The 26,556-nt window shown below is 63.6% G+C and carries 34 protein-coding genes; 21 read left to right on the forward strand and 13 right to left on the reverse strand.

The features are described 5' to 3' along the window. Positions 1-13 precede the first annotated feature (13 nt). Positions 14-322: a PilZ domain-containing protein gene (locus D575_RS0103840; RefSeq protein ID WP_077277014.1), complete on the reverse strand. Its 309-nt coding sequence runs from the start codon at positions 320-322 to the stop codon at positions 14-16. A 224-nt stretch (positions 323-546) separates the two neighbouring features. Between D575_RS0103840 and D575_RS0103845 the strand changes: the two genes are divergently transcribed. Together D575_RS0103845 and D575_RS0103850 are read left to right on the forward strand one after the other, a co-directional pair. Then, the gene (locus tag D575_RS0103845) at positions 547-858 is read left to right on the forward strand and encodes a c-type cytochrome (protein WP_018144594.1); all 312 of its coding nucleotides are present in this window, start codon (positions 547-549) and stop codon (positions 856-858) included. Between the two features lie 17 nt (positions 859-875). Next, positions 876-2,171: an FCSD flavin-binding domain-containing protein gene (locus D575_RS0103850; protein ID WP_018144595.1), complete on the forward strand. Its 1,296-nt coding sequence runs from the start codon at positions 876-878 to the stop codon at positions 2,169-2,171. A gap of 314 nt (positions 2,172-2,485) precedes the next feature. Here D575_RS0103850 and D575_RS0103855 read toward each other — a convergent pair whose 3' ends face one another. Continuing rightward, entirely contained in the window at positions 2,486-2,686 is a 201-nt protein-coding gene (locus tag D575_RS0103855; protein ID WP_018144596.1) for a YdcH family protein, read from the reverse strand. Between the two features lie 348 nt (positions 2,687-3,034). Here D575_RS0103855 and D575_RS0103860 point away from each other — a divergent pair, with 348 nt between their 5' ends. After that, positions 3,035-3,805: a S9 family peptidase gene (locus tag D575_RS0103860; protein ID WP_018144597.1), complete on the forward strand. Its 771-nt coding sequence runs from the start codon at positions 3,035-3,037 to the stop codon at positions 3,803-3,805. A gap of 120 nt (positions 3,806-3,925) precedes the next feature. Here D575_RS0103860 and D575_RS0103865 read toward each other — a convergent pair whose 3' ends face one another. Beyond that, the gene (locus tag D575_RS0103865) at positions 3,926-4,666 is read right to left on the reverse strand and encodes a ferredoxin--NADP reductase (RefSeq protein WP_018144598.1); all 741 of its coding nucleotides are present in this window, start codon (positions 4,664-4,666) and stop codon (positions 3,926-3,928) included. Positions 4,667-4,781: 115 nt separating this feature from the next. Here D575_RS0103865 and D575_RS0103870 point away from each other — a divergent pair, with 115 nt between their 5' ends. Then, positions 4,782-5,363 carry a thioredoxin family protein gene (locus D575_RS0103870; RefSeq protein ID WP_018144599.1) on the forward strand — a complete coding sequence of 194 codons (582 nt, stop codon included), beginning with the start codon at positions 4,782-4,784 and terminating at the stop codon, positions 5,361-5,363. 175 nt (positions 5,364-5,538) lie between these two features. Then, positions 5,539-6,069, forward strand: coding sequence for a hypothetical protein (locus D575_RS0103875; protein ID WP_018144600.1), 531 nt, complete (start codon positions 5,539-5,541; stop codon positions 6,067-6,069). 405 nt (positions 6,070-6,474) lie between these two features. On the opposite strand, the gene D575_RS0103880 is transcribed toward D575_RS0103875, so the two are convergent. Further along, the gene (locus tag D575_RS0103880; RefSeq protein WP_018144601.1) at positions 6,475-6,831 is read right to left on the reverse strand and encodes a hypothetical protein; all 357 of its coding nucleotides are present in this window, start codon (positions 6,829-6,831) and stop codon (positions 6,475-6,477) included. A gap of 98 nt (positions 6,832-6,929) precedes the next feature. Between D575_RS0103880 and D575_RS0103885 the strand changes: the two genes are divergently transcribed. Further along, positions 6,930-7,136 (forward strand): hypothetical protein, encoded by a 207-nt coding sequence (locus tag D575_RS0103885; RefSeq protein ID WP_018144602.1) that lies wholly within the window; start codon positions 6,930-6,932, stop codon positions 7,134-7,136. A gap of 76 nt (positions 7,137-7,212) precedes the next feature. Here D575_RS0103885 and D575_RS0103890 read toward each other — a convergent pair whose 3' ends face one another. The 3 genes from D575_RS0103890 to nadA are packed head-to-tail and all read right to left on the reverse strand — an operon-like array spanning position 7,213 to position 8,996. Further along, positions 7,213-7,554 carry a DUF86 domain-containing protein gene (locus D575_RS0103890; protein ID WP_018144603.1) on the reverse strand — a complete coding sequence of 114 codons (342 nt, stop codon included), beginning with the start codon at positions 7,552-7,554 and terminating at the stop codon, positions 7,213-7,215. 4 nt (positions 7,555-7,558) lie between these two features. Continuing rightward, entirely contained in the window at positions 7,559-7,870 is a 312-nt protein-coding gene (locus D575_RS0103895; protein ID WP_018144604.1) for a nucleotidyltransferase family protein, read from the reverse strand. A 43-nt stretch (positions 7,871-7,913) separates the two neighbouring features. Then, complete coding sequence (nadA, locus tag D575_RS0103900) at positions 7,914-8,996, reverse strand: quinolinate synthase NadA (RefSeq protein WP_018144605.1); 1,083 nt, start codon at positions 8,994-8,996, stop codon at positions 7,914-7,916. Between the two features lie 134 nt (positions 8,997-9,130). On the opposite strand from nadA, the gene D575_RS0103905 reads away from it, so the two are divergent. Both D575_RS0103905 and D575_RS0103910 read left to right on the forward strand, forming a co-directional pair. Next, positions 9,131-9,562, forward strand: coding sequence for a hypothetical protein (locus tag D575_RS0103905; RefSeq protein ID WP_018144606.1), 432 nt, complete (start codon positions 9,131-9,133; stop codon positions 9,560-9,562). Beyond that, positions 9,559-10,098, forward strand: a complete 540-nt coding sequence (locus D575_RS0103910) for a protein disulfide oxidoreductase (protein WP_018144607.1) — start codon at positions 9,559-9,561, stop codon at positions 10,096-10,098. Before D575_RS0103905 ends, D575_RS0103910 begins: the two co-directional genes overlap by 4 nt. A 59-nt stretch (positions 10,099-10,157) precedes the next feature. Here D575_RS0103910 and D575_RS0103915 read toward each other — a convergent pair whose 3' ends face one another. Next, positions 10,158-10,457 carry a HigA family addiction module antitoxin gene (locus D575_RS0103915; RefSeq protein WP_018144608.1) on the reverse strand — a complete coding sequence of 100 codons (300 nt, stop codon included), beginning with the start codon at positions 10,455-10,457 and terminating at the stop codon, positions 10,158-10,160. 24 nt (positions 10,458-10,481) lie between these two features. Next, positions 10,482-10,760: a type II toxin-antitoxin system RelE/ParE family toxin gene (locus tag D575_RS0103920; RefSeq protein ID WP_081612096.1), complete on the reverse strand. Its 279-nt coding sequence runs from the start codon at positions 10,758-10,760 to the stop codon at positions 10,482-10,484. A gap of 252 nt (positions 10,761-11,012) precedes the next feature. Between D575_RS0103920 and D575_RS0103925 the strand changes: the two genes are divergently transcribed. The 4 genes from D575_RS0103925 to D575_RS0103940 all read left to right on the forward strand — a co-directional run bounded on the left by D575_RS0103925 (position 11,013) and on the right by D575_RS0103940 (position 12,349). Continuing rightward, positions 11,013-11,264 carry a type II toxin-antitoxin system Phd/YefM family antitoxin gene (locus D575_RS0103925; protein ID WP_081612091.1) on the forward strand — a complete coding sequence of 84 codons (252 nt, stop codon included), beginning with the start codon at positions 11,013-11,015 and terminating at the stop codon, positions 11,262-11,264. Then, positions 11,261-11,515 (forward strand): Txe/YoeB family addiction module toxin, encoded by a 255-nt coding sequence (locus D575_RS0103930; RefSeq protein WP_018144611.1) that lies wholly within the window; start codon positions 11,261-11,263, stop codon positions 11,513-11,515. The genes D575_RS0103925 and D575_RS0103930 overlap by 4 nt, the downstream gene beginning before the upstream one ends. Positions 11,516-11,726: 211 nt before the next feature. After that, the gene (locus D575_RS0103935; RefSeq protein ID WP_018144612.1) at positions 11,727-11,969 is read left to right on the forward strand and encodes a type II toxin-antitoxin system Phd/YefM family antitoxin; all 243 of its coding nucleotides are present in this window, start codon (positions 11,727-11,729) and stop codon (positions 11,967-11,969) included. Beyond that, positions 11,969-12,349, forward strand: coding sequence for a type II toxin-antitoxin system VapC family toxin (locus D575_RS0103940; RefSeq protein WP_018144613.1), 381 nt, complete (start codon positions 11,969-11,971; stop codon positions 12,347-12,349). The genes D575_RS0103935 and D575_RS0103940 overlap by 1 nt, the downstream gene beginning before the upstream one ends. A 143-nt stretch (positions 12,350-12,492) precedes the next feature. On the opposite strand, the gene D575_RS0103945 is transcribed toward D575_RS0103940, so the two are convergent. Then, positions 12,493-13,359: an SUMF1/EgtB/PvdO family nonheme iron enzyme gene (locus D575_RS0103945; protein ID WP_018144614.1), complete on the reverse strand. Its 867-nt coding sequence runs from the start codon at positions 13,357-13,359 to the stop codon at positions 12,493-12,495. A 314-nt stretch (positions 13,360-13,673) separates the two neighbouring features. Here D575_RS0103945 and D575_RS0103950 point away from each other — a divergent pair, with 314 nt between their 5' ends. From D575_RS0103950 to D575_RS0103990, 9 genes are all read left to right on the forward strand, one after another. After that, a complete protein-coding gene (locus D575_RS0103950; RefSeq protein WP_018144615.1) occupies positions 13,674-14,198 on the forward strand; it encodes a GspH/FimT family pseudopilin in 525 nt (174 codons plus the stop codon). 140 nt (positions 14,199-14,338) lie between these two features. Beyond that, positions 14,339-14,821 carry a GspH/FimT family pseudopilin gene (locus D575_RS0103955; protein ID WP_018144616.1) on the forward strand — a complete coding sequence of 161 codons (483 nt, stop codon included), beginning with the start codon at positions 14,339-14,341 and terminating at the stop codon, positions 14,819-14,821. A gap of 18 nt (positions 14,822-14,839) precedes the next feature. Beyond that, entirely contained in the window at positions 14,840-15,307 is a 468-nt protein-coding gene (pilV, locus tag D575_RS0103960) for a type IV pilus modification protein PilV (RefSeq protein WP_018144617.1), read from the forward strand. 2 nt (positions 15,308-15,309) lie between these two features. Next, the gene (locus D575_RS0103965; protein WP_018144618.1) at positions 15,310-16,416 is read left to right on the forward strand and encodes a PilW family protein; all 1,107 of its coding nucleotides are present in this window, start codon (positions 15,310-15,312) and stop codon (positions 16,414-16,416) included. Between the two features lie 13 nt (positions 16,417-16,429). Then, positions 16,430-16,948: a PilX N-terminal domain-containing pilus assembly protein gene (locus D575_RS0103970; RefSeq protein WP_018144619.1), complete on the forward strand. Its 519-nt coding sequence runs from the start codon at positions 16,430-16,432 to the stop codon at positions 16,946-16,948. 69 nt (positions 16,949-17,017) lie between these two features. Continuing rightward, on the forward strand, positions 17,018-20,284 hold the full coding sequence (locus D575_RS0103975) for a pilus assembly protein (RefSeq protein ID WP_026182041.1): 3,267 nt from the start codon (positions 17,018-17,020) through the stop codon (positions 20,282-20,284). 40 nt (positions 20,285-20,324) lie between these two features. Further along, positions 20,325-20,744, forward strand: coding sequence for a type IV pilin protein (locus D575_RS0103980; protein WP_018144622.1), 420 nt, complete (start codon positions 20,325-20,327; stop codon positions 20,742-20,744). Between the two features lie 256 nt (positions 20,745-21,000). After that, a complete protein-coding gene (locus tag D575_RS0103985) occupies positions 21,001-21,231 on the forward strand; it encodes a type II toxin-antitoxin system Phd/YefM family antitoxin (protein ID WP_017942638.1) in 231 nt (76 codons plus the stop codon). Between the two features lies 1 nt (position 21,232). Beyond that, positions 21,233-21,619 carry a type II toxin-antitoxin system VapC family toxin gene (locus D575_RS0103990; RefSeq protein WP_017942637.1) on the forward strand — a complete coding sequence of 129 codons (387 nt, stop codon included), beginning with the start codon at positions 21,233-21,235 and terminating at the stop codon, positions 21,617-21,619. A 216-nt stretch (positions 21,620-21,835) separates the two neighbouring features. Here the strand turns inward: D575_RS0103990 and typA are convergent, their stop codons facing one another. The 3 genes from typA to speA all read right to left on the reverse strand — a co-directional run bounded on the left by typA (position 21,836) and on the right by speA (position 26,266). Next, positions 21,836-23,656 carry a translational GTPase TypA gene (typA, locus tag D575_RS0103995; protein WP_017942636.1) on the reverse strand — a complete coding sequence of 607 codons (1,821 nt, stop codon included), beginning with the start codon at positions 23,654-23,656 and terminating at the stop codon, positions 21,836-21,838. 458 nt (positions 23,657-24,114) lie between these two features. Continuing rightward, positions 24,115-24,357 carry a YcgL domain-containing protein gene (locus D575_RS0104000; protein ID WP_018144623.1) on the reverse strand — a complete coding sequence of 81 codons (243 nt, stop codon included), beginning with the start codon at positions 24,355-24,357 and terminating at the stop codon, positions 24,115-24,117. A 4-nt stretch (positions 24,358-24,361) separates the two neighbouring features. Continuing rightward, positions 24,362-26,266, reverse strand: a complete 1,905-nt coding sequence (gene speA, locus D575_RS0104005) for a biosynthetic arginine decarboxylase (RefSeq protein WP_018144624.1) — start codon at positions 26,264-26,266, stop codon at positions 24,362-24,364. Positions 26,267-26,556: the final 290 nt, after the last annotated feature.

Genomic DNA, 26,556 nt, shown 5'->3' on the forward strand with positions numbered 1-26,556 from the left:
CGGTTCCCGGTGGCTATTCCAGCTCTTCGGGGTCAAAGCGCACCGCAATACCCCCGTCCATCACCCGCACCACCTGGGCCTTGACCCGCGGCGCCGCGCCGCCATCCCCCAGCATGCCGAATACCTGCAGCATCAGTTCGTCGTCCGAGGCGAGCTTCATCAGGTGCCCCACGCAGGCATTTTCCGGGTCTTCCCACTCGAGGAAGGCCCCCCCGCCGGAGATATCGTTCGTGGTCAGGGTGACCGTATCCCCGCTCTCGCACTCGGCCACGACCTCGACCGTCATCGGGATCCTTGGATGACGACGTCGTTCTCCTGTCATGGCACTCCTCCTGGCGGCATATGCCTTTGCAATGCATCGAAAAGGCGTTTTTTCTGTGCTATACGAGGTTCATGATCGTTGGTTTTCGCGATCAGGCGCAACTACCGGGCTCGAACCCGGTGGCGTAATCACAACCCGGATCTTCACACCGGGCCAAAGGATGAAGACAGTACTTCACAGCTGTCGCTCGCTAAAAGCCACTTCTTACGGAGGAGTCCGTTTCAATGAAGAAATCGCACTTGTACCTGGTGGGGCTTGCCGCCTCGCTGGCGATGGCGGGCACTGCTACCCAGGCCCTTGCCGACGACGAAATCACCCGGGGCCAGCTGATGGCCGCGTCCTGCAAGGCCTGCCACAACGCAGCCGCTGCAGACGACGGCGTACCGGAACTGAACCGCATTCCCGCTGAAGTCATCGAGAGCCAAATGAAGGCATTCCGCGACGGTGACCGCGACGCGACGATCATGGATCGTCACGCCAAGGGCTACACCGACGAGGAAATCGAATCGATGGCCGGCTACTTCAGCCGCTTCTGATCAGGGGGAAACGAATCATGCATGACTTTAATCGACGTAATTTCCTGAAGGTCGCGGGCATCAGCAGCGCCGCGGCCCTCACCGGTATCGGCTGTGCCGCCAATGGCATGCGCGGGGCCGAAAAGGCCCACATCGTGGTCGTCGGCGGCGGCTCCGGCGGCGCGACCACCGCGAAATACATCAAGCAGTTCTCGCCCGACATGCGCGTAACGCTGATCGAGCCCAACGCCACCTACTACACCTGCTACGGCAGTAACTGGGTGATCGGCGGCTTCGCCGGCATGGACGACATCGCCCAGGGCTACGACACCCTGCGCGATGAATACGGCATCGAGATCATCGAGGACCGCGTCACCGCGGTGGACGCCGATGCGCGCAGCGTGCGCCTGAGCGGAGGCGACCGCGTGAGCTACGACAAGCTCGTGATGTCACCGGGCATCGACTTCCGCTACGACGACATGCCGGGCATCTCCGAGTCCGATGCCGAGCGCATCCCGCATGCCTGGAAGGCCGGTTCGCAGACCGAACTGCTGCGCTCCCAGCTGCAGGACATGCCGAACGGCGGCGTATTCGTCATGGTCGCCCCGCCCAACCCGTTCCGCTGCCCGCCGGGGCCGTACGAACGGGTATCGCTGGTCGCGAACTACTTCAAGCAGGAGAAGCCACGTTCCAAGATCATCATCCTCGACCCGAAGGATGGCTTCTCCAAGCAGGGCCTGTTCGAGGAAGGCTGGGCCGAGCATTATGGCGACATGATCGAGTGGCGGGCCGGCTCATCGGGCGGGCGCGCCGAGGAGATCGACGTCTCCAACATGACCGTACTGGCCGACAGCGGCTTCGAACGCGTCCGCGCCGACGTGCTGAACTTCATCCCGGCCCAGCACGCCGGTCAGATCGCCCATGACGTCGGCCTGACCGACGACGCCGGTTGGGTGCCGGTCGACCAGCTGACCTTCAAGTCGGAGATGGACGACAACATCTACGTCCTGGGGGATGCCAGCGTGGCGGGCGCCATGCCGAAGTCCGGCCACTCGGCCAACAACCAGGGCAAGATCGTGGCGGCCGCCATCGTCCGCGAACTGGCGGGGCAGGAGCCCATCAACCCGTCGTCCGCCAACACCTGCTACAGCCTGGTGACCCCCGATTACGCGGTCAGCGTAGCCGCGGTCTACCAGTACCAGGACGGTGCGATGGCCGGGGTATCCGGTGCCGGTGGGGTCAGCCCGTCGGGTGCCAGCACCAGCTTCCGTCGCCGCGAGGCGGAATACACCCGCGCCTGGTACAACGGCATCACCAGCGACATCTGGGGCTAAGCTCCAGCGTTCCACTATGGAACACACTCAAACGGCGCCTCCGGGCGCCGTTTTTTGTTGTTGGTCAACATGAAGCGCACGAAGGCACGAAGAAGGGCCAAAGGCGTTTGAACCACAGAGGACACGGAGGTCACGGAGAAAACCGGGGATGGTGTGCAAAAAGGGTAGGATGCGGATGAGCGCAGCGAATCGCATCGGCTCTGCGGAACGGCCGGCCCCTGATGCGTTTCGCATGGCTCAACGCATCCTACTCGCCTGACAACCGCCTAAAAACCTTGCCCTTCTTCATCCGCTTCGTGGTAAACAAAGGCGCGTCAGGCGTTGAGGTCGGGGATCAGGCGGCTGCGCAGGCGCTGGATAGAGTCCTTCAACTGCAGCTTGCGCTTCTTCAGGCGCTGGATGGCGAAATTGTCCGGTGCGGCCTGCTCGTGCATCACGCCGATCGCGGAATCCAGAGCCCGGTGCTCGGCCTCCAGCTCGGCCAGGCGTGCGCGAATCTGACTCTCGGTTTCCAAGCCGTCCCCCAGTGGTCCCGTGAAGTGGTGGCCGTATACCGGGAGACACCCCGCGTGGCCATTCGGATCATCAAACCCGTATGATCGCAGACCGCCCCCGGTGGGACCACCATAACCAGTGCTTCCCTAACACCCAGCCTGACTAGCAATGTCGTTCAGCCAGCCGCCGGGTCGTAGGATGGGATGAGCGCAGCGAATCCCATCAAGGGACTGGCGCGACGCGGGAAATAGTGCGTTTCGCTGCGCTCAACGGCACCCTGCCGCGGCAGAAGGGAGCCAACCAGTGGGCAAATATTCCCTGCAATCGGCTGAAGCTGGTTGCTAATCAGGACACCCGGAGACCACCCGATGGCGACCCACAACACGCCGCTGACCATTCAGACCCCGCGCGGCGCCCGCCTCGGCGGCGTGATCGTCGCGCCCGAGCCCGATGCCCTCCGCGGCCAGGCCTGCATTGCCCACTGTTTCGCCTGCTCCAAGGACTTTCCTGCCACGGTGCGGCTTGCACGCGCGCTCGCCGCGGAAGGCATCGCCACCCTGCGCTTCGACTTCATGGGGCTGGGCGACTCCGAAGGGGAGTTTCGCGACAGCACGCTTGCGACCTACTGTGAGGATCTGCACTCCGCCATCGAGGCGCTGGAGACCTACACGGGGCGGCATACCAACCTGCTGATCGGCCATAGCTTCGGCGGCGCCATGGCGATCTATGTGGGGGCGCAGCGCGAGTCACTGGACGGCATCGTGACCATCGCCGCCCCCAGCCGCCCCGGCCATGTCGCCCACCTGTTCGGCGATACCGCGGAGGAGATTCGGCGCGAGGGTTCGGCCCGCATCAGCATCGGCGGGCGGCCGGTGGAAATCGGCCATGCCTTTATCGAGTCGATCGAGGAGCCGACCCTGGATGCCGCACTGGAGACCCTGGAGCAGCCACTCCTGCTGCTGCATGCACCGGGCGACACCGTGGTCAGCGTCGACCACGCCCGCAAGATTTTCCAGCAGGCCCATCACCCGAAGAGCTTCGTCGCCCTGCACCAGACCGACCACCTGCTCTCGCGCCCGGAACACACCCGCTATGTCGCCGGCCTGATCCGCGCCTGGTCGGCGAACCTGCTGGACTAGCGCCAGGGCCCGCCCCGGGGGCTTGATACTCGTAGGAGCGTGCTTGCACGCGAAGCCCCTGCCAAAGTCGGAAGTGAGCAGGGGCTTCGCGTGCAAGCACGCTCCTACATATCCGGGGACCTACCAGTAGTTCTCGGTCGTGATCTGCCCCGGCTTGCGTCGGCGGTTCTTCTCCAGCCCGCGCTCGCGCAGGATCGCGGCGGTGTCCTTCACCATGTCCGGGTTGCCGCACAGCATGACCTGGGAGTGCTCCGGCGTGATCTTCAGGCCCGCGTGATGCTCCAGGCGGCCCTCGGCAATCGCGGCCGGTACCCGGCCCTCGAGCCCACCCGGGAACGGCTCGCGGCTGACAAACGGGATGTACTGGAACCGCTTCGCATCACGTTCCTGGAACTGCCGGATCGTGTCCTGATAGGTCAGTTCTTCGGCCTTGCGCGCCGCGTGGATCAGGCGGATGTTCTCGAAGCGTTCCCAGGGGGTATCGGTCTTCAGCATGGACAGGAACGGCCCCAGCGCAGTGCCCGTGGAAAGCAGCCACAGGTCGCGGCTGTCCGGTAGCTCATCCAGGGTGAAAAAGCCGGTCGCGCGCGGCATCAGCTCCACCGTGTCGCCCGGCCCCAGTTGCGCCAGACGATTGGACAGCGGTCCATCCGGAACGGTGATCAGATAGAAGTCCAGCGGCGTTTCGCCCGGCGCATTCACATAGGAATACGGCCGGGCCACCGGCTCGCCGCCGATCTCCAGACGCAGGCGGTTGAACTGCCCGGCCTTGAACAGCTCAACCTCGGCATCCACCCGCAGCGAGAACAGTCGATCCGTCCACTGCTTGCGCTCCTGTACGACACCGGTCACCCAGCCCATATTCCTTACTCCATTGCTAGGGTATTATCTCGAAGAGTGCTGGCGGGGCCGGAAGGTTTCAAGCACCCCCGGCCAACGCCGTATAATTGTCGCAAATCCGAACACTGGAGCAGTCATGGCCCGCACCCCCTCGCAGATGATCGAACTCGGCACCGAGGCACCCCGCTTTTCCCTTCCGGACGTCGTCTCCGGCGAGACCATCAGCCTCGACAGCTTCCCCGACGCGAAAGGCTACATCATCGCCTTTATCTGCAACCACTGCCCGTTCGTGCAGCTCATCCGTCACGAGTTCGCCCGCTACGGCCGCGAATACTCCACCAAGGGCATCGCGGTCATCGCGATCAACTCCAACGACATCCAGGCCGTGCCGGACGACGCGCCGGACAAAATGAAGGACGATGCCCGCCGCTTCGGCTACAACTTCCCCTACTGCCTGGACGAGGACCAGTCCGTCGCCAAGGCCTATCACGCCGCCTGCACGCCGGACTTCTACCTGTTCGACGCCGAACGCAAGCTCTACTATCGCGGCCAGTTCGACGAGACCCGCCCGGGATCCGACGTCCCGGTGACCGGACGTGACCTGCGCGCCGCCAGCGACGCACTCCTGGCCGGCAAGCCGGCACCCGAGCCCCAGCACCCGAGCCTCGGCTGCAACATCAAGTGGCGCCCGGGAAACGAGCCCGACTACTTCGGCTGAACCGGGCACTCCTGTTCAAACAAGGCTTTGCGGGAACCGCCCTGTGGGAGCGAGCCTGCCCGCGAATGCCCCTGCCCGCGGCCGATCCTGGCCGGGGCATTCGCCCGCGGGCCATCCCCAACAAGCCCCTCGCCGCGCCGTATACTGACCCCATCTATTTTCCGGGGAGCGCCGCATGCCGCCCAATAACGTAATCGACGGCCCGCGAGTCTCAACATGGCGCTGCCCCTCCTGCCAGGAGTCGGTCCCGCGCCTGCTTCCGAACGGCAAGACCAACCGCATCCCGGTCGCCCCGGAACGCATGGCGCTGCCAGACGGAACGGTGCGTCAAGCCTGTGCGCGCGTGCAGGGCCTGCGTGCACCGGAAATCTGCTATGCCTGTGACCAGGCCTATCAGGAGCTGTTGGGCACACTGGTGCGCCCCCCCGCCGAGTTGGGCGATGCCCGCAGCGACCCCGGGCTGAACGACACCGGCCTCATCGGCGCCCTGCTGCCCATCGCCGACCAGGGTACGCAGATCCTCATCTTCAACGTGATCAACGAGGAACTGCGCTGCACCGAGATCGAGCGCCTGATCAGCTTCAACCCCGACCGCCTCACCTACCCCGGCTCACGCGGCGCCATCGCCCCGCGCATCTGGGCGCTCTACGAAGACCACCTGGCCCAGCTCCACGCCCGCGCACCCGTCCCCTACCACCCCGAGTAGAAGCACCTCAGCCCCCGGTGGAGCCTCCCCACAACGGATTGATGAGCACGTCATCGCGAGGCGCGCCGCGCCGTGGCGACCTCCGCGGACAGCCCGAACGCCACCCCCTCACCCGCGAGGCAAGCATCGGGGTTTCGGATGGGTATTGCCCCCCCTCGCGGGCTTCGCAATGACGGAGGATATCGTCATCCCGGCCGAAGCGAAGCGTAGAGCCGGGATCTCGCCGGAACGGGCAGGGTCAATGATCCTGGATCACCGCTACGCGGTTCCCGGGATGACGGATCAGGAGACGGATCGACGGCAGGAACTCAAGAATTGTGGCCAGGATTCCGGAGAATTGGGCGCGGCCATCCAGAACGACCTCGCGAAGCGCAAGGGCCCCGCCCGACGCGCACGACGAACTACTCAGGCATCGTCTTCGGCGTCCACGCGCGCGAGCATGCGCATCCCACCGACCATGCAACGCAGCACCTCCAGGGTCTGCAGGTCGAACGCCGCCCCGGTCTCGCCCGGCAGCGTCCAGTACTTCGGGCGGCAGGTGGCCGGGCGTTCGGCGGGCATCGCGCGGGCGGCCGCCGCGTCGACCGCCACGAGCAGGTCGGCCCACGCCAGATCCTCTGCCGTGACCCCGCCCATGATCCGCGCCGGGCGCACCTCGATCCAGTCCTCGAACGCGTCGGCGGCCGCCAGCTCGGCCACGCGTGCAGCACGCCCGTCGGCCCGCTCGGCCGCCACCAGCAGGCGCGCCCGCCGCTTAAACATGTCCGATACCCCGCAAGCCCATTTGTCCAGCCACCGAGGTCAACGCCAAGCTATATTCAGAGACACGAATTACCCACCCCATATGGAGAACGGACACCATGGCCCACCTCGACTGGTCGCATTATCCGGTGAATGAACTGAAGCTCGTCTACAGCACGCTGCACGCGCAACTGACGCTGGAGCCCGAGCTGATGGATTCCGAACTGATGGCCGACCTGCAGACCCACCTGCAGCAGGAAGCAAAGGCTGCCGGCGTGGACGCCTCCACCCACTCGCAGTGGGCCGCGTGGCTTAACGACCGATAGAAACCTATGGAACACATGTCCCACGCAGCTAGCGGCGGACGTCGAAGCCCGACAGGCGGCCAAAAAACCCTAGCCCCTACAACTCCTGGCGCATTTTCTCGAGACCGCTGACCAAATCTGGAAGGTGCTCGTCCACCAAATTCCAGATCGTGTCGCTGTCGATACCCAGATAGGCATGGATCAGCCGATTGCGGGTAGCAACGATCATGCGCCAGGGAATATCCGGATGCGCCTCCCGGACCTCGGGGGGCACATGACTGGCAGCCTCGCCGATCAGCTCGAGGTTACGGAGTACGGCGTCGAAGACGAGCTCATTCCGTATGAACATGTCGCGATCAAGACCATCCGTATAGGCCATCGCCTTGCGAGCGAACCGAATCATGTCGTCCAGATAGAAACGCCACTCGCGCCCGGCCATGGACTCAGACACGGATCGCCTCGCGCTCGACGAACGGACGAAGCTCGGCGCGCAGAGCTTTTTCCGAGACCAGATCCACCGGATACCCCAGAAGATCCTCGAGGTAAAACTGCACACCGAAATACTGTTGTGCGGAGGCCGGGCCGTCGTAACCCACCAGGATATCGACGTCACTCTGCTCTCCGGCCTCGTCGCGGGCCAGCGAGCCAAACAGCGCCAGGCCGCACACGCCGAATTCGCGTTCGAGATACGCACGGTGATCTCTGAGCGCCTTCAAGACGGCGGTACGGTCCAGCCTGCGAGACATTTGGCCCATTACATCGTCCTGTTAATGCCCGTCGGTCATCCCGGCAAAGTGCTCAGGCGTCGCCTTCGGTGGCCTTGCGGTGTTCGGCGGCGAAATCGAGCATGCGCTGGGTGGCGACCAGGGCCTTCTGGCGCGCGGTCTCGTCGACGAAGATCTCGTTCTTCGCCGGCTCGTTGGTGTCTTCCAGCGTCTCGGCCAGCGAGACCAGGTCGTTCATCGCCATCCACGGGCAGTGCGCGCAACTGGTGCAGGTGGCGCTGTGGCCACCAGTGGGCGCCTCGATCAGCTTCTTGTCCGGCGCGGCCTGCTGCATCTTGTAGAAAATGCCCTTGTCCGTCGCGACGATGAATTCCTGTTCCGGGCGGTCCTTAACCGCCGCGATCAACTGGCTGGTGGACCCCACCACATCCGCCTGGTGGATCACCTCGCGCGGGGATTCCGGGTGGACCAGCACGGCGGCGCCGGGATGGCGCCCGCGCAGGTCTTCCAGCGCCCAGGAACGGAACTCGTCATGCACTACGCAGGAGCCGTCCCACAGCACCATGTCGGCGCCGGTAGTACGGCGAATGTAATCGCCCAGGTGCTTGTCCGGGGCCCAGAGCACCTTCTTGCCCTGGTCGCGCAGGTGCTCGACCAGCGGCACGGCGATGCTGGAGGTGACGACGTAATCGGCCTGCGCCTTCACGTCCACCGAGGTATTCGAATACACGACCACGGTGTGGTCCGGATACTGCGCGCGGAACTTCGCGAACTCGTCCGCCGGGCAGCCCAGATCCAGCGAGCACTCGGCCTCCAGCGTCGGCATCAGGACGCGTTTCTCGGGACTCAGGATCTTGGCCGTCTCGCCCATGAAGCGCACGCCGGCGACCACCAGTGTCTCCGCGGGGTGCTCCTTGCCGAAGCGCGCCATCTCCAGGGAGTCGGACACGCAACCGCCGGTCTCGTCCGCCAGGCGTTGCAGGGATTCGTCCACGTAGTAATGCGCAACCAGCACCGCGTTGCGCTCGATCAGCAAGCGCTTGATGCGGCGCACCAGCTCGTCGCGCTGGGTGTCGGTCAACGCGTGCAGCGAGGCCGTCACATGGTCCGTGCGCGGCACGTGGAAGATCGGTTTTTCGGCCACCGGTGCGTTCATCTGCCCTCTCACCCCAGGATCCGGGGTAGATCATCGTCTTCTAATAGTACGACAGGCCCCAGGCCGCTGTCGTTCCTGCACATTGTGGGGTCGTATCGGCGCATCCCAACCGGCCCGCCTATAATGTTGCGGCCATGACCGAGCTGAAGCAGCAATACAAGGCGATGACGTTCGAGGAACGCATGGACCTGGCCCTGTCCGCGGACCTCGCGGACCAGTGGCGCCCGCTACTGGTACGCGACCAGCACGCCCAGGTGAAGGCGTATTTCTCGCGGCGCATGGACCTGACGCCGGAAGAGGTCGTCCTCCTACTGGCCGACCCGAACCAGACCGTGCGCCTCAACTGCGCCAAGCGCCCGGACCTGACCCCGGACCAGGTGGAGGCCTGCGTAAATGACCGCGACCCCAACCTGCGCTACTTCGTCGCGCGCAATCCGCTGTTGACCGAGGCACAAAGGGAACGCCTGATGAAAGACGAGGACGAACTGGTACGCATCGCCGTGCGCAAGGGCCCGAAGACCCGCGGCACCCGCGCACGCCCTGGACAAGCCGAGATGATCCGTTGACCGAGACCCCGCCAGAAACGCCGAAACGCCCCAAGCCCTCGCGGCGCCGCCGCGCGCTCAGCTGGGGCATCCAGATCGGGCTCGCGCTGGTGATCTTCCTGGCGGTGCGCGCCTGGATGGCGCGCGACATGGTCGAGGGCCCGGCGCCTCAATTCGAGGCCCATCTTCTGGATGGAACGCCCGTTTCGCTCGCGGACTACGCGGACGAACCCATGCTGCTGCACTTCTGGGCCACCTGGTGCCCGATCTGCCGCCTGGAGGAAGGCGAGATCGTGCGCCTGTCGCAAGGCCACCCGGTGCTGACAGTCGCCATGCAGTCCGGCGTCAAGGAAGAGGTGCTCGACCACCTGAACGAACGCGAGCGCGAACTGGCCGTGATCAACGACCCGGAGGGCGCCCTCGCCGCACGCTACAACGTGCGCGGCGTCCCGGCCAGCTTCATCATCAACCCCGACGGCGAAATCGTCTTCCGCAAGCAGGGCTACGCCCCGCCGCTCGAACTGCGCCTGCGCCTCTGGCTCGCCCGCTGGCTGTAGCGGCACCGCCCGACACGGTGCAGTTCGCTTCGCTCAGTGCACCCTACGTCCAACCGTGATCACGCGGCGCGGGGTTCGATCTCGCTACGCACGCGGTCGGCGAGTTCGATCTGGGCACGCCGCAATTCGTATTCAACCTGGAGGTTCAGCCAGAAACGCTCGGAAGTACCGAAATAACGCGCCAGCCTCATAGCCGTGTCGGCGGAGACGCCCCGGCGCTCGCGCACAATGTCATTCATGCGCGTCGTCGGCACGTGCAATGCCCCGGCAAGCGCGTTCACACTAAGCCCTAGCGGAGCAAGAAACTCCTCGCGCAGGACCTCGCCTGGATGGATGGGCCGCATACCGTTTGTAGTCATGGTCTAACCTCCTTCGGGAACCCTTCAGTGGTAATCGACGATCTCCACGTCCTCGGCACCCTCGTCCGTCCACCGGAAACAAATGCGCCACTGGGCGTTGATGCGAATGCTGTGCTGTCCCGCACGGTCGCCTGAGAAGGCCTCCAGCCGGTTCCCCGGCGGTGACCGCAAATCCTGCAGCTTCTCCGCCGCTTGAAGCTGAATCAGCTTGCGTTCCGCGATCATTCGGACGCTCGACCAGCGTCGACTCCTGCCCGTTTCGAACAGCGCCCAGGTTTCCCTACACCGAAAGCTCTTGATCATGTGCACATGAATATAACGCTTAACGGTAAGCAGCAAACCAATGGCGCAGCTCGCTTCGCTCAGTGCACCCTACACCCAGCCAGCCAGCCCTGCGTAGGATGCTGTTGAGCGCAGCGAAACGCATCGCTCCCGCCTTCCCCGGCCCATACCCCCCACTACGCCACGATCACTGGACCAACTGGCTTGCGGCTACCCGCCCCTTTATGTACATTATTCTGTACATGTACATCCCCAACCTCCCAGAGGTACCCCATGGACGCCATTAGCTACACCGCAGCCCGGAGTAATCTGGCCAAGACGATGGAAAAGGTCTGCGAGGATCACTCCACGATCATCATCACCCGCAACAAGGCGCCCTCCGTGGTCATGATGTCACTGGAAGACTTTGAGGCCCTGCAGGAAACGGCCTACCTGCTTCGGGCGCCAGAGAATGCTCGACGCCTGCTGGCATCGGTCGCCGAACTGGAAAAGGGAGGGGGCAAGGAGCGGAGCCTGGAGGAGTGAGGCTGCTCTTTGCTGAACTTGCCTGGGAGGACTATCTCTACTGGCAACGACACGACAAGAAAACGCTTCGCCGCGTGAACGAGCTAATCAAGGCCATCCAGCGCGACCCGTTCACGGGCATCGGGAAACCCGAACCGCTCAAGCACAACCTTGCCGGCTACTGGTCCCGCCGGATCGATAGCGAACACCGCATCGTCTACAAGGTGGACAACAATACCCTGCTGATTGCGCAGCTCCGCTACCACTACTGACCGGAACCATCGGGCGCGCCACCGTTCGCAACCAAGCGAACGGTGCTGTTCGCTTCGCTCAGTGCACCCTACACCCAGCCAGCCAGCCAGCCCCGCGTAGGATGCTGTTGAGCACAGCGAAACGCATCAAAATGGCCGTGGCCAGCAACCCAGCTTCTTGACCCCCAACGCGCACAAGTTACACTTCAAAGTGTAACCAAGGGAGGCCGCCATGGAAGCCACCACCAAGGACATGCGCCTGCACAGCCGCGAACTGCTCGCCGCCGTGGACCGGGGCGAGGAGATCGAGATCACGTATCGAGGCCGCCTGCGCGCCAAATTGGTCCCATACCGGAGCGCCGCGGCCCCGCAAGCACGCGCCGCCCACAATCCTCTGTTTGGACTCTGGCGGGACCAGCAAGGCTCGGTTGACGACTACGTCCGACGAATCCGGCAACCGAGGAAATTCAAGTAATGCTAGTGGACACGGATGTCCTGATCTGGAATCTGCGCGGGAATCAGCGAGCCGGCGAATGGCTCGACCGCTCGCCGGGATTCACAGTGTCCGCCGTAACGTACATGGAGCTCATCCAGGGCCTGCGCGACCAGACCGAATTCCGCGCGCTGCGTCAAGCCGTCCAGTACTGGGATGCCCGCATCCAACCGGTAAGCGAAGCCATCTCGAACCGCGCAACCTTCCTTGTCGAGACCTACGCCCTCAGCCACAACATGCAGATGGCCGATGCGCTGATCGCGGCGACCGCTACACAGCTGGGCCTGCCACTCATCACGGCCAACGATCGGCACTATCGGCACATTGAGGGTTTGGAAATACACCTGTTTCGACCCGAATAACGGATCGGTGCAGTTCGCTTCGCTCGGTGCACCCTCCGTCCAGCGAGCCCCGCGTAGGATGCTGTTGAGCGAAGCGAAACGCATCACGCCCGCAACAGCCCACCCAGCGGCTCACCCTGCACCGCGACCTCGCCCGGTACGCCTCAAGCGTCCAACTCCCGCAGGACGCGGAAGCCCAGGTTGGTATCCATCTCGTCGATGTTGCGGCGGCGCCGGGCCGCGCTGCGCGTATTCACGGCAGGGTCGAACCACGAACCACCCTTGGTCACCACCCACTCGTTGTCCGGGTCTCGGCGATAGACGCCGTCACGCGGCAGCGACTGGTGTCCGTCGTGCCAAGGGGTGGAGGTGAACTCCTGCACGTTACCGTGCATGTCGTACAACCCCCAGAGGTTCGGCTGGAAGCTGCCCACATCCAGCGGGCGCGACAACGGGAAACACGCCGGGATATACCACCTGCGCCGCTGGCGCCGCTCCTCGTACGGAAACAGCGAATTGAAGTGCACGTCGCGGCACCCCACCACCTCGCCAAAGGCGAACGGCGTGCGCGTGCCCGCCCGACAGGCGTATTCCCACTCCGCCTCGGTCGGCAGACGATAGCGCTTGCCCGTCTCCTCGCTCAGCCAGTCGAGATACTGCTGGATGCTGTCCGGCTTGATGTTGAAGATCGGCATGCGCGGGGTGCTGGGCCACACCAGCCACTCCCAGGGTTCCCAGCCGGTCGCCGCCTGGAAGGCCTCCCAGTCCTCGAGCGTGACCTGATAGCGCCCCAGGGCAAACGGCCGCTCCAGCAACACAAAGCGCCGCGGCCCCTCATGCGGCTGATGACCATACTCCGAGGCATCCGAACCCATCTCGAACTCCCCGGCCGGGATCACCTGCAGCTCCGGCGTCGGCGCGCCGGAACGTGCCTCGTCACGAAAGCCGACCGACACACCCGCCTGGAGCGCCGCCTGCTGCTGCAGATCCAGCAGATCTGCCTGATCCAACCGCTGCACGTCCTTCACCATGGGTCTGCTCACCTCCAGCACCTTCAATTTCGCAGCAGACGCTACATCCCGTCACTGCCAGGCCTACCCCGTCATTGCGAGCGAAGCGAAGCAATCGCCTGCATGAGCCCGCACGCTGCTGCGATATCCAGCCCAACCGGCGACCCGAACTACCCGGCAGTGCTAACAACGCCGTAGCGGTTCCTGCCACCGACGTCACCACCCAGTAGGCAAGTACCAACGCCCGAGGTTTGCCCAGGGCGCACCGCCGGTTGCACACGCGGTGTCACCATTTTACGCTCCGAATCTTGTTTGGACTCAGGGAGGAGTCGAACATGCCGCACACGCGTGGATTCACGCTGGTGGAACTGCTGGTCACCCTGCTCGTGGCGTCGATCCTGCTCGGTATCGGCGCGCCCGCCTTCGGCAACCTCGTCGAACAGACCCGCCTCACCACCACGACCAACCAGTTCCTCACCACCCTGCACATGACCCGCAGCGAGGCGATCCGCCGCGGCGCCCTGGTCACGCTGTGCACCTCCACCGACGGTGCCACCTGCACCGGAACAAGCTGGGATGCCGGCTGGATTCTCTTCGCCAATCCAAGCCGAGCCAACCAGCCATCCGGCCCCGACAGCATCCTGCGTATCGGCAGCGCCTGGACCAACCCGAGCGTCGCGGTAACCGGAAATCAGCCCGTAAGCCAACGCGTTTCCTACAACGCCCTTGGCCAGACTGAACGTCTCTCGGGCGCCCTGCTCATGGGCACCATCACGATCTGCGCCACAGGCGACGAAGGCCGCGCCGTCGTCATCAGTAGCGCCGGCCGGCCCCGCGTCGAAACGTCCGACTGTACCTGAGCCCGCCCCGGGGCCTCCCCGAGCGGCGTCTCCCGAACCGCTCGTCGGCGCGATTCGACCACTAAGCCGACCAACCCTTGCGGTGCAGCCGCCGCATGCTTATCACTAAGGTTACGGAAACTCCGAACGGCTGACGCCTAATGACCCGACCCCTCGGATTCACCCTCATCGAACTGATGATCACCCTCGCGGTTCTCGTCATTCTGGCGACGATCGCAGTGCCTGGTTTTCAAAATCTTGTCGAAAACAATCGCACGACCACACAGACCAACGAGCTAGTTACCGCACTGAACTCTGCTCGTAGCGAAGCGATCAAGCAAGGCGTGGAAGTCAGCGTCACGGCGTCCGGTAACTTCGCGTCCGGCTGGTGCGTCCACGCAGGGGACAACTGCAGCGGCGACAACATCATCCGACAATATGGGCAGGCCACAAGCATGAGCATTACCTCCTCCCCCGAAACAGACCAGATCACCTTCGATGGCCGGGGGGCAAAGTCCGAGCCCGCGGGTGCGTTCACGCTCACCGTGGCGCCTGAAGACTGCCCTGCTGGCGCTTCCGAACGCGCCAGGCAGATCCAGATCGTAAACACGGGGCGCGTCAGCGTGAGCCGGGCCGACTGCTAGGGAGGAGCGGAATCGATAATGAGACAACCGACACAGCATCCCACCCGCACCCAGAACGGTGGCTTCAGCCTGATCGAAGTTCTTATCGCGGTCCTCGTACTGGCGATCGGGCTCTTGGGGCTTGCAGGGCTGCAAACCACCTCCATGCAGCACAACCATGATGCCCAGCTACGAACGCAAGCCACGCTTCTGGCATACGACATGGCCGACCGCATGCGCGCCAACCGCGAAGTCGCACGAACAACCAACAGCTATGAGTCATCGTTCACCGAGTCCGCATGCACCGACGGATTCGTTTCGACTGCCTCCTCTGTCGCTGCTCGCGATCTGGACGAATGGCGCAACCAGCTTTCCTGCTACCTGCCGCAAGGCGACGGCCAGATACAGCGCAACGGAGACACCCTAACCATCACTGTTCGCTGGACCGAGCGAGAAGCCGACAATCCAGACAACCAGCGCGATTTCGTTTTCCGCACGAGACTTTGAACATGATGACGCACGCTAGCCACTCCCGCGCATCCAAGCGCAGCCGAGGCCTCTCCCTGATCGAGCTCATGATCGCACTTCTGATTGGCTTAATGCTGATCGCGGGCGCTATTCAGATTTTCCTGGGCACCAGCCAGACCTATCGCCTCCACGAAGGCATGTCTCGCGTCCAGGAGAACGTCCGATTCGGCATGGAAACCATGCAACGAGACGTCCGGATGGCCGGCTTCACCGGCTGTGCGCGCAACCTCTTCAACTGGTTGGACCCAGACGGCTCCGAATACAGCGACGCCCTGATGGGCGGAATGCCAGTCGCCGGATGGGAATTCTCCAACACCGGACCGGGCGATTCCTACACCCTTGGCACCACGGGAAGCTGGACCAACGGGGCCGGCGAAGCACTCAGCGCAACGATCGCAGATGCCGCCCGCCCGGGCTCCGATGTCCTGGTCCTCAATCGAGCAGAAAGGCTGGATGTAACATTGTCCGGGAACCCCAGCCCCCCAGCGAACACCATCAACACGGATGGAGCGAGCGGCATACCCCAAGGCACGATCATTGCGGCAGTAACCGCCACGTGTTCCGGCGGCGACATCTGGCAAAAAACAAACCAAGGCACTGCTGTGAGCCTACCCAAGGGTGTGGGCGGGAACCCTGGGAATATAACGCCCGATGGTGGTTTCTCCCAAGTCTACGACAACAACGCAAGCATCTATGAATGGGTGAGTGTTGCCTATTTCATCGGGACCGGAGCCAACGGGGAACCGGCACTCTTCCGCCAGCGCGTCGGAGGTGCCGGGGCACCAACGGGTGGCTGGCCCCAAGAAGAACTAGTCGAGGCGGTCGAAAACATGCAGGTACTGTACGGAGTGGATACCAATAACAACAAAAGCGCCAACCAGTACATCACCGCCGCCGACGTCACAGACTGGGACCAAGTCGTGAGCGTCCGCCTGTCCCTCCTCATGGCAAGCGGAGACCGCGTGAATAGCCAGGCGGAATCACGCACTCACACCCTGCTCGGAACGCAGATCGACCGCGACCAGGCCGACCGACGCATCCGGCAGGTAGCGACCACGACCATCGGCCTGCGCAACCGTCTGGACTAAGGGAATGCCCCCCATGCAAGAACATCCCAGAATCGGCGTAATCTGCCCCACTTCCCGACAACGTGGCAGCGCGCTGATCGTCGCACTCGTGATGTTGCTGCTGATGACGCTGATTGGTGTCACCGCCATGCAGACCACGATTCTCCAAGAACGCATGGCGGGCAACACCCGCGACCGGCAAATGGCGTTCGAGGCGGCGGAAGCGGCCTTGCGTGAGGGAGAATCCTTTCTCTCGAACCCCAGCAGCACGGCGGGATTTCTGGACCCAGCGGAGCCCGGGGACCCGCCCGTATGGGATACCGTTGACTGGCTGGGTTCCAGTGCCACCTCAGTCACGTTCTCGCAGACAGGCACCGAGCTGGTCCGCAATCCGGCCTACATCATCGAAGAACTCGGGATCGCCTCGGACGAGCTGAATCTGGCTGCAGACGAGCCCGCACCCGAAACCCGCATGTACCGGATCACTGCCACCGGATGGGGCGGGAGCGAAGGCGCGATCGTCCGGCTGCAAACGTCATACCGACGTGACTAACTCTTTGGCAGCCCGTAATGGGGAGACCCCATTTGCTGGGCGCCATATGCACCTCTGGAGCCAAACACCATGTCATATCGCCACAAGACCCTGAATAAGCTAGCAAGCGCAGGCTTGGCACTGGCGCTGACCTCTTTCGGGGCCGCCGCCCAAGCCTCCGTGAGCATCGCCCAGAGTCCAGTTCTGCTGGCCGGGACCAACGTTCCCCCCAACGTGATGATGCTCTTCGACACGTCGGGCTCCATGCTGAACATCGTGGAAGACAAGCCCTACGATCCGAACGAGAACATTTTCTGTTCGGCAGGCACTACGCTCGAATACTCCGGCAGCAGTGACCAGATCGATATCCTTATCGACGGCACCACGGTCCAGATCGAACAACAGAACAGTAACTATCTGTGGGGTATAGAAGCCTGCTTCGACTCCGATCAAACCTACAACGCAAGGCTGCACGCGGATATGGATGCAGACGACGGCACCCGGGTACCGGGAAACTACCTCCCTGCGTCATACAGCGGCCATTACTTGAACTGGTATTTCGACACCTTCGAAAGCGGTGAACGGCACAATTCCTTGACCGAAACACGGCTCGAAGTCGCGCGCGCCGCTGCGGCCGCGATTGTTGAAACGACCAACAATGTACGCATGGGGTTGGCCCGCTACTCAGACGAACCCGATGACAGTGCCGATACTTACTTGCCGGCGCATATCCTGGTCGGCATCGACGACATTGACCAGACGCGAACTGCGCTCCTGAACAAGATCCAGGGCCTGCCCGCCAACGCGCTCACCCCCTTGGCCGAATCGCTACACTCACTCGGCCGATATTTCGTCCAAGGACACAATAACAAACTCACCCTCCACCCCGACGGAGGGCCGTTCGAGCCTTCTACGCATAATGCGTACGACATCTTCAATATCGAACCGACATACGAACCGGGTGTCTCCTCCAACTCTCCAATCGAGCAGTTCTGCCAGGCCAGTTTCATCGTCACGATGACGGATGGCCGCCCCCAGGCGGACCGGGCGCTCAGCACCCACAACATCCCCCAATACATCGACTACGACGGCGACTGCACCGGCACCGGGGCGAACTGCGATACGTTTGACCGGAAACCGCACCAAAGCTACGAGAGCCTGGGCAGCGACTACCTCGATGACATTGCGATGGCACTGTTCGACATCGACTTGCGCCCCGACTTGACCGACTTTGATGGAGAACCGGTCAAGAACAACATCCGCAGCTACCTGATTGGCTTCGGCGAAGACGATGTCCTGAACGACCCCCTGCTTCAAGACACCGTGGACCAGGGGGGCGGCGAGTTTTTTGCAGCCCGCAATGCATCCGAGCTGGCCGGGGCATTCCGCGATGCGCTTGGGCAAGTGCTCGACGTGGGCCGGGCATCGGGAGCCGCCATCACGGCCAACTCGACCCGCCTGGATGCCGGAACCCGGATCTATCAGGCGCTTTTCGACAGCACGGACTGGACAGGCGACCTAATCTCCCTGGTCATCAACGAATCGGACGGCAGCGTGGACGACCAGGAATGGAGCGCCGCCGAACAGATGCCGGTCCATCAGGATCGGAGAATCTTCACGTTTGATCCCGATGCGGCTAACGGGATCGCCTTCCAATGGGGTGCGCTGACGCCGGACCAAAAGGAGGCCCTCGCAGAAAATGACGCCACCCTCGGTCAGCAGCGTCTGGAATTCCTCAGGGGCGACCAGTCCAACGAACTCAACCAGGACGGCGGCAGCTTCCGCGTACGCAGTCGCATCCTGGGCGACATCATCAACTCGGACCCGGCCTTCATGGGCGAGCAGGATTTCGGCTACCAGCGGCTGCCCAGCGAGGACGAGGCCGACCACTATGGCCCCTTTTTGGTCGAAACCAAACGCGGACGCACCCCGGTCCTGTTTGTGGGCGCGAACGACGGCATGCTACATGCCTTCAATGCCGAAACCGGCACAGAGTTGTTCGCCTACGTCCCGGACGCCGTCTTTCCCTATCTCGAGCAGCTAACACGTCCCGGGTACAACCACCGGTTTTTCGTCGATGGGGCTCCACGGGTCGTGGATGCATACCTGCCCGAACGCGGGGGCTGGCGCAGCATCTTGGTTGGCAGCACCGGCGCCTTTGAAGGCCAAACCGGTAGCAAGGGTGCGATCTTCGCACTGGACGTCACCGATCCCGAAAACTTCGACGCCAACGATGTCATGTGGGAGTTCACACATGACGAACTCGGTGTCGCGATCGGACAGCCTGCTATTGCACGACTCCCAGACGGAAACTGGGTCGCCCTGTTTGGCAACGGCTATAACAGCGTTTCACACCAGGCTCAACTCTTCATGGTCAACCTTGCGGACGGAAGTCTCCACCGTCGGATTAATACGGAGCGAGGCGGCGACGAAGACGAAGACAATAGCAACGGCCTGGCGACCCCTGTCCCGGTCGACCTGAATGGCGACCGGGTGACGGACCGTATCTATGCGGGCGACCGGCTCGGCAATCTTTGGGCCTTCGACACCAACAACCAGGACAACTGGCGATCGGCCTACCGGTCAGGGCAGACCCCACTGCCATTGTTCACGGCAGCGGCACCTGACGGCCGCACCCAGCCCATTACCGTACGCCCCGAGGTAGGACGACATCCGGATGGCGGCCAAATGGTGTTCTTCGGAACCGGCCAATTCTACGAGACCGGGGCCAACCTGGTCCCCTCGGATCCGTCCATACAGACGTTTTATGGGATACGCGACGACAACGGTAACTCGCCGGTCGGTAGCCGGGACAACCTTCAACAGCAGACGATCGAGTTCGAAGGCTCCGCCTCCCAGGACTCGACTGCGGACTATCGCATCTATTCCGACAACCAAGTGTCGTATTCCACACGGAGCGGGTGGTACCTGGATCTGAAATCCCCTGTCGAGGGGCCCAATGGCGAGCGGGTCATCAGCCGGGCAGTGCTTCGAGATGACCGCATCATCTTCGTCAGCGTCACCCCGTCCGCCACACCCTGTTCCACCGGCGGCTTCAGCTGGCTCAACGAGCTCGACGCAATCAACGGCTCGCGCCTGGATTACGCCGTCTTCGACATCGACGGGGATGGCAGCTTTGATGCTGGCGACCGGATCAGCATCCCTGGGACCGACGGCGAAATGGCCCACGGTGGCGGGCGCCGAATCAACGATCTGGTAACGTCCCCATTCGTCATGGACACCGGCGGTGAGGTTGAACACAAGTACCTCAGTGGCGCCAGCGGAGAAATCACCACGATCGACGAGGCCGCAAGCGGTGTCGAGATGGGGCGCCAATCCTGGGAACAGATCCGATGACACCCGCTCGAAGCAAAGCCAACCACACGGGGCCCGACCAATGAACCAACCTAGAAAGGCGTCAGCCGGCTTCACGCTGATCGAACTCATGATCGTGGTTGCCGTGATTGGCATTCTCGCCGCGATCGCCTATCCCGCCTACAACCGATTCGTCGAGAACAGCCGCATGGCAACCGCTCAGGGGGACCTGATGGAACTGGCTCAGTTTATGGAACGCCAGTACTCAGTGAACAACCGGTACAACTCCAACGTGAGCGATGCAGGGGATCTACCCTTTCAGGCATCCCCTCGGGACGGCGGCACTACGGTCTACACCTTCTCGTTCCAGGCAGGCCCTGACGCAAATTCGTTCACCCTGCAGGCCGCCCCAGCCGGCCCCCAGACGGGACACCGCTGCGGTACGCTAACGCTCGACAACACAGGAGTCCGCGGGGCGGCCGAAACGGACTGCTGGAACTGACCTTCGGCTCCCTTGGCCACGACACGAGAAGGCGGCCGGGGGCTTGCCCGCAACGTGCTCGTCACAGCGTCAAACGTTGCCTTTTGACTTGATGGCGCGCAAGACGCGCGTTGCGAGAGACCTTCGGGGTCAAACCTTGCCTTTTGCGCCGGGCCTGGCGGAGACCCAATCGACGGAGTAACCCGCTGAAACGATTGATTGATGCAACGCCGGCATATAGGCTTAGTCATAGGACTTAGTCAGATGAGGCGAGCTCATGAGCACAACGGTCAACGTACACGAAGCGAAGACGCATCTGTCCCGCTTGCTGAAGCGCGCGCATGATGGCGAGGAAATCATCCTGGCGAAATCCGGCCGGCCGTATGCACGACTGGTGCCGCTGGAGCCCACTCCGCAACGGCGCCAACCCGGGCGCGTAACGGGCCAGGTTGAAGACGCATTCTTCGCCCCCTTGCCGGAGGATGAACTCGCCGCCTGGGAGCAGTAGTGTGCGAGTCCTGCTCGATACCCATGCGTTGCTCTGGTGGTTCACAAACGATGCGCGGCTATCGGCACGCGCACGGGAAGTTATTGGAGACCTGGAAAGCACCGTCCTCGTAAGCGCCGCCAGCGCATGGGAGATTGCGACCAAGCACCGTCTGGGCAAACTGCAAATTGGCGGTGTGGTCATCCAGCGCTTCGATGAGCTGGTCACCGCAGATGGCTTTACGCATCTGGCCGTTAACTACTCGCAAGCCATTCACGCCGGGACGTATTCCGTCGACCATCGCGACCCGTTTGACCGCATACTGGCTGCCCAGGCAGAGCTCGAGCAGATCCCCTTACTGACCACCGATCCGGCCTTACGCGACTTTCCGATACGCTGCGTCTGGTAACACGCTGGCCCGCCCGACTCGACTCATCGTTCATGGTAAAACCGACAACCCTGAACTCCGGGGGTTGCGGCATGGAAATCCCGGATAATAGCTTTGCGATTTCCGGGATGACGAAAATCGTGGTCCCAGCGGACGAGACACAAAAAAGCGCCCGGCAGATGATCCGACCGGGCGCTTCTGTCTGCCCTGCCCACTGGCGGGGCGTTGGCGTCGGCCTTACGCCGAGGCGGCGCGGGAGGCCTTCTTGCGTTCGTGCTCCAGCAGGAACTTCTTGCGGATGCGCAGGCTTTCCGGGGTGACCTCGACCAGTTCATCGTCATCGATGAACTCGATGGCTTGTTCCAGCGTCATGCGGATCGGCGGCGTGAGCTGGATGTTCTCGTCGGTGCCGGAGGCGCGCACGTTGGTGAGCTGCTTGGCCTTGAGCGCGTTCACGACCAGGTCGTTCTCGCGCGAGTGCAGGCCGATGACCATGCCCTCGTAGACCTCTTCGCCGGGGCCGATGAACATCTTGCCGCGACTCTGCAGGTTGAACAGGGCGAAGCCCGGCGCCTTGCCGGCGGCATTGGCGATCAGCACGCCGTTCTGGCGCGAGGCCACGGCACCGCTCTGATACGGGCCGTAGTGGTCAAAAACGTGGTGCAGGATGCCGGTGCCGGAGGTGGCCGTCATGAACTCGGTCTGGAAGCCGATCAGCCCGCGCGACGGGACGATGAAGTCCAGGCGCACGCGGCCCTTGCCGTCCGGGACCATGTTGGTCATGTCGCCGCGGCGTTCGCCGAGCTTTTCCATGACGGTGCCCTGGTGCTCTTCCTCGACGTCCACGGTGACGTGTTCGTAGGGCTCCTGCTTCACGCCGTCGACTTCCTTGATGACCACCTCGGGACGCGCGACCGCCAGCTCGTAACCTTCGCGGCGCATGTTCTCGATCAGGATGCCCAGATGCAGCTCGCCACGGCCGGACACCTTGAACTTGTCCGGGTCCTCGGCCTCTTCGACGCGCAGGGCGACGTTGTGCTTGAGCTCTTCCTGCAGGCGATCGCGCAGCACACGCGAGGTGACGTACTTACCCTCGCGGCCGGCCAACGGCGAAGTGTTCACCTGGAAGGTCATGCTGACGGTCGGCTCGTCGACGGTCAGCGGCTCCATCGCCTCGACGTGGTTCGGATCGCACAGGGTGTCGGAGATGAACAGCTTGTCCATCCCGGTGAAGGTGATGATGTCGCCGGCGCGGGCCTCTTCGACCTCCACACGTTCCAGGCCGTGGAAGCCCATGATCTGCAGCATGCGGCCATTGCGGATGCCGCCTTCGCGGTCGACGATCTTGACCGAGGTGTTCGGCTTGATGCGCCCGCGCTTCACGCGACCGATGCCGATCAGGCCCTGGTAACTGTTGTAGTCCAGCGAGGAGATCTGCATCTGGAACGGCCCGTCCGCGTCGACGTTCGGCGGCGAGACATGCTTGACGATCGTCTCCAGCAGGCAGGTCATGTCGCCTTCGGTCACGCTGGAATCCATGCCGGCAAAGCCGTTCAGCGCAGAGGCGAACACGATCGGGAAATCCAACTGCTCGTCGGTCGCGCCCAGGCGATCGAACAGGTCGAACACCTGATCCACGGCCCAGTCGGGGCGCGCGCCGGGGCGGTCAATCTTGTTGACCACGACGATCGGCTTGAAGCCCATCGCGAAGGCCTTCTGGGTGACGAAACGCGTCTGCGGCATCGGGCCGTCCACCGCATCTACCAGCAGCAGCACCGAGTCGACCATCGACAGCACGCGCTCGACCTCGCCACCGAAGTCGGCGTGTCCGGGGGTGTCGACGATGTTGATGCGGTAGTCCTGCCATTCGATGGCCGTGTTCTTGGCCAGGATGGTGATCCCGCGTTCTTTCTCGATGGCGTTGGAGTCCATGATCCGCTCGCCGTGGTCGCCACGCTTGTCGAGGGTGCCGGACTGGCGCAGGAGCTGGTCGACCAGCGTGGTCTTGCCATGATCAACGTGGGCGATGATGGCGATGTTGCGAAGCTTCTCGGTCATGGAATGCAAACTCTAGATACTGGCAAAAGGGCCGACACTATACAGAGTTATGCGTTGGCGCGCTGAGACTTCCACGTTTTCAGCGCAGGCTCCGCGCGCTTGCCCCCGTCATCCCGGCCAAAGCGCGGCGCAGTTCGCCCCGACAATGCCGAGCGACCTCGTCATCCCGGCCGCAGCTCGCCGCGACCATGCGGTGCTCCCACGTCGTCATCCCGGCCGCAGCGCAGCGAAGAGCAGGGATCTCCCACGCCGGATACCCCCAAGGCCTGGCCAGACCACGGCGCACGAGATCCCGGATCACCGCTGCGCGGTGTCCGGGATGACGGGGGAGAGGCCGGTGCCCAGGACGCCGAAGAGGGCGCCAGCGGCAGGGTGACGACGATATGCAACGATCCGGGGTGACGGAGAGGGTCCCTCCCCCCAGGTCGACGGCAAGGGCCCAAGCGGCTAGGTCAGGGCTAGCGGTCTTCTTCCGGAGGCGGGAACTGGAGGTGGAAGCCCTGCTCATCCAGGTTGGCGAGGACCTTCTGCGGGTCTTCCTGGGCCAGGGTGCGTTCCGGGGTCAACTCGAATTCCAGCGCGAACTCCAGGCGACCGAGCGCCCGAACCACGCCCTCGGGGAGTTCGGAGAAATCATCCTTCTCCGGGAGATACACATAGGTATCGGCACGCTTGGTCGCGCGATAGACGTAACACTGCATGGGTTCAGTCCTCGAGATAGGTGTAGCCGGTCAGGCCGTGTTCCAGTTCCGCCAGCAGGCGCCCGGCGGCCTCGCCGCGCAGGCCGATGGCATCGATCTTGGCGCGGAAGGCGCGGCGCAGGTCGTCCGGGGCAAAGTGCACGTAGGAGAGCAGCTCGTCCACGGTGTCGCCGCGCTCGGGGTTCAGCAGGCGGTAGCCGCCCTGCTCGGTCAGCTCCACGTTCACCGTGTCGGTGTCGCCGAACAGGTTGTGCAAGTCGCCGAGGATCTCCTGGTAGGCCCCGACCAGGAAGATGCCGAGATAGTAGGCCTCGCCCGTTTTCCACGGGTGGAGCGCCAGGGTGGTGTGCGTGCCCTCGCGCTCTACGTAGTGCTCGATGTGGCCGTCGGAGTCACAGGTCAGATCCTGCAGCACGGCGCGGCGGGTCGGGGCCTCGTCCAGGCGGTGCAGCGGCATGATGGGGAAGATCTGGTTGATCGCCCAGGTATCCGGGATCGACTGGAACACGGAGAAATTGCAGAAAACCTTGTCCGCCAGCTTGTCCGTCAGCTCGGCATGGATCTCGGCCGGCAGCGCATCCGGCTGTGCCAGCAGCCGCTGGCACAGGGCGAAATAGATCGCCTCGGCGCGGGCCCGGTCCGCCAGCGACAGCATCCCGCGAGCGAAGCGCGCCTGCAGATCGGACAGGCCGAAGGCGGCGTCGTGATAGATCTCCGAGGCCGGGCGCCCGCGCTCGTCCAGCAGCGCCCGCATCGCGGCGATCTCGGGCAGCTCGTCGTCCGGCGCGGGCGGGATAGCACCATCCCCCGGTGCCGGCTCGCAGTCGATCACGTTGGTGATCAGCACCGCGTGATGCGCGGTCAGTGCCCGCCCCGACTCGCTGAACACCTCGGGCATGGCGAGATCATGCTCCTCGCAGATGCGCTTGAGCGGGCGCAGGATGTTCAGCGCGTATTCCTCCACCGAGTAGTTAATGGAGCACTCGTTGCGCGAGCGCGACCCCTCGTAGTCGATACCCAGGCCGCCGCCGACATCCACCACCTGAAGCGCGGCACCCGCTTCGGTCAGCGCCGCGAAGTAACTGGCCGCCTCGCCCATGCCATTCTGGATGTCGCGGATGTTCGCGATCTGCGACCCCATGTGGAAGTGCAGCAGCTGCAGCCGATCCAGCCAGCCGAGGCCACGCAGGCGCTCGAGGATGCCCAGCACATCCGCCGCGGACAGGCCGAACTTGGCCTTCTCGCCACCAGTGTTCTGCCATTTGCCCTTGCCGATCGACGCCAGGCGCACGCGCAGCCCCAGAAGCGGGGCGATATCCATGTTCTCGGCCTGGCGGATGACCTCCTCCAGCTCCGAGGGCTTCTCGATCACGATGTAGACGCGGTGACCGAGCTGGCGCCCGATCAGCGCCAGACGCACGTATTCGCGGTCCTTGTAGCCGTTGCAGATGATCGCGGCGCCCGGGCGCGACTGCGCGAGCACGGCCATCAGTTCCGGCTTGCTGCCGGCCTCCAGCCCCACCCTCGGGGTAAAGCCCTCGGCATCCGGCGCATCGCCCGCCGCCAGGATCTGATCCACCACGCTGCGCTGCTGGTTCACCTTGATCGGATAGATCGCCGTGAACGCGCCCTGGTAGTCCAGCTCGCGTGCGGCCGCATCGAAGGCCCGCGCCAGGCGGCGCACACGCCCGTCCAGCACGTCCTGGAAACGCACCAGCACCGGCGGCCCGATATGCTCCTCGCGCAGCCGCCCGGCCAGCTCATGCAGATCGACACCCGGGTGATCCGGCCAATCCGGTCGCCGCATCACCACATGGCCAGCGTCGTTCAGATCGAAAAAGCCACCATTCCAGTGGTCGATCCCGTAGGTGGCGCGGGCCTCATCCAGATTCCAGGGCGTGACAGACATGGCGGTTCCGGGTTTCACAGCGGGTATATCCCCGTCATTGCGAGGAGCGAAGCGACGCGGCAATCGCCTTCCATGTCCACCGGAACGTCCAGGGCGAGCAGCGCAACCAAACGCACTGCCCTCGTTCAGGAGATTACTCGCTACGCTCGCCCTTCGGGCCGGCCGGCGGCCGCTCAACGCAGCTAAGCTGCTTTTGTGCTTCGTCGCCTACGGCTCCTCGCAATGACGGGGAGGTTCAGAGTTGCCCGCAGGATACAGGGCACTATCATAGCGGCGCATCATACCGTCCA

The organism is Thioalkalivibrio sp. AKL6, assembly GCF_000376905.1.
Taxonomy (GTDB): Bacteria; Pseudomonadota; Gammaproteobacteria; order Ectothiorhodospirales; family Ectothiorhodospiraceae; genus Thioalkalivibrio; species Thioalkalivibrio versutus.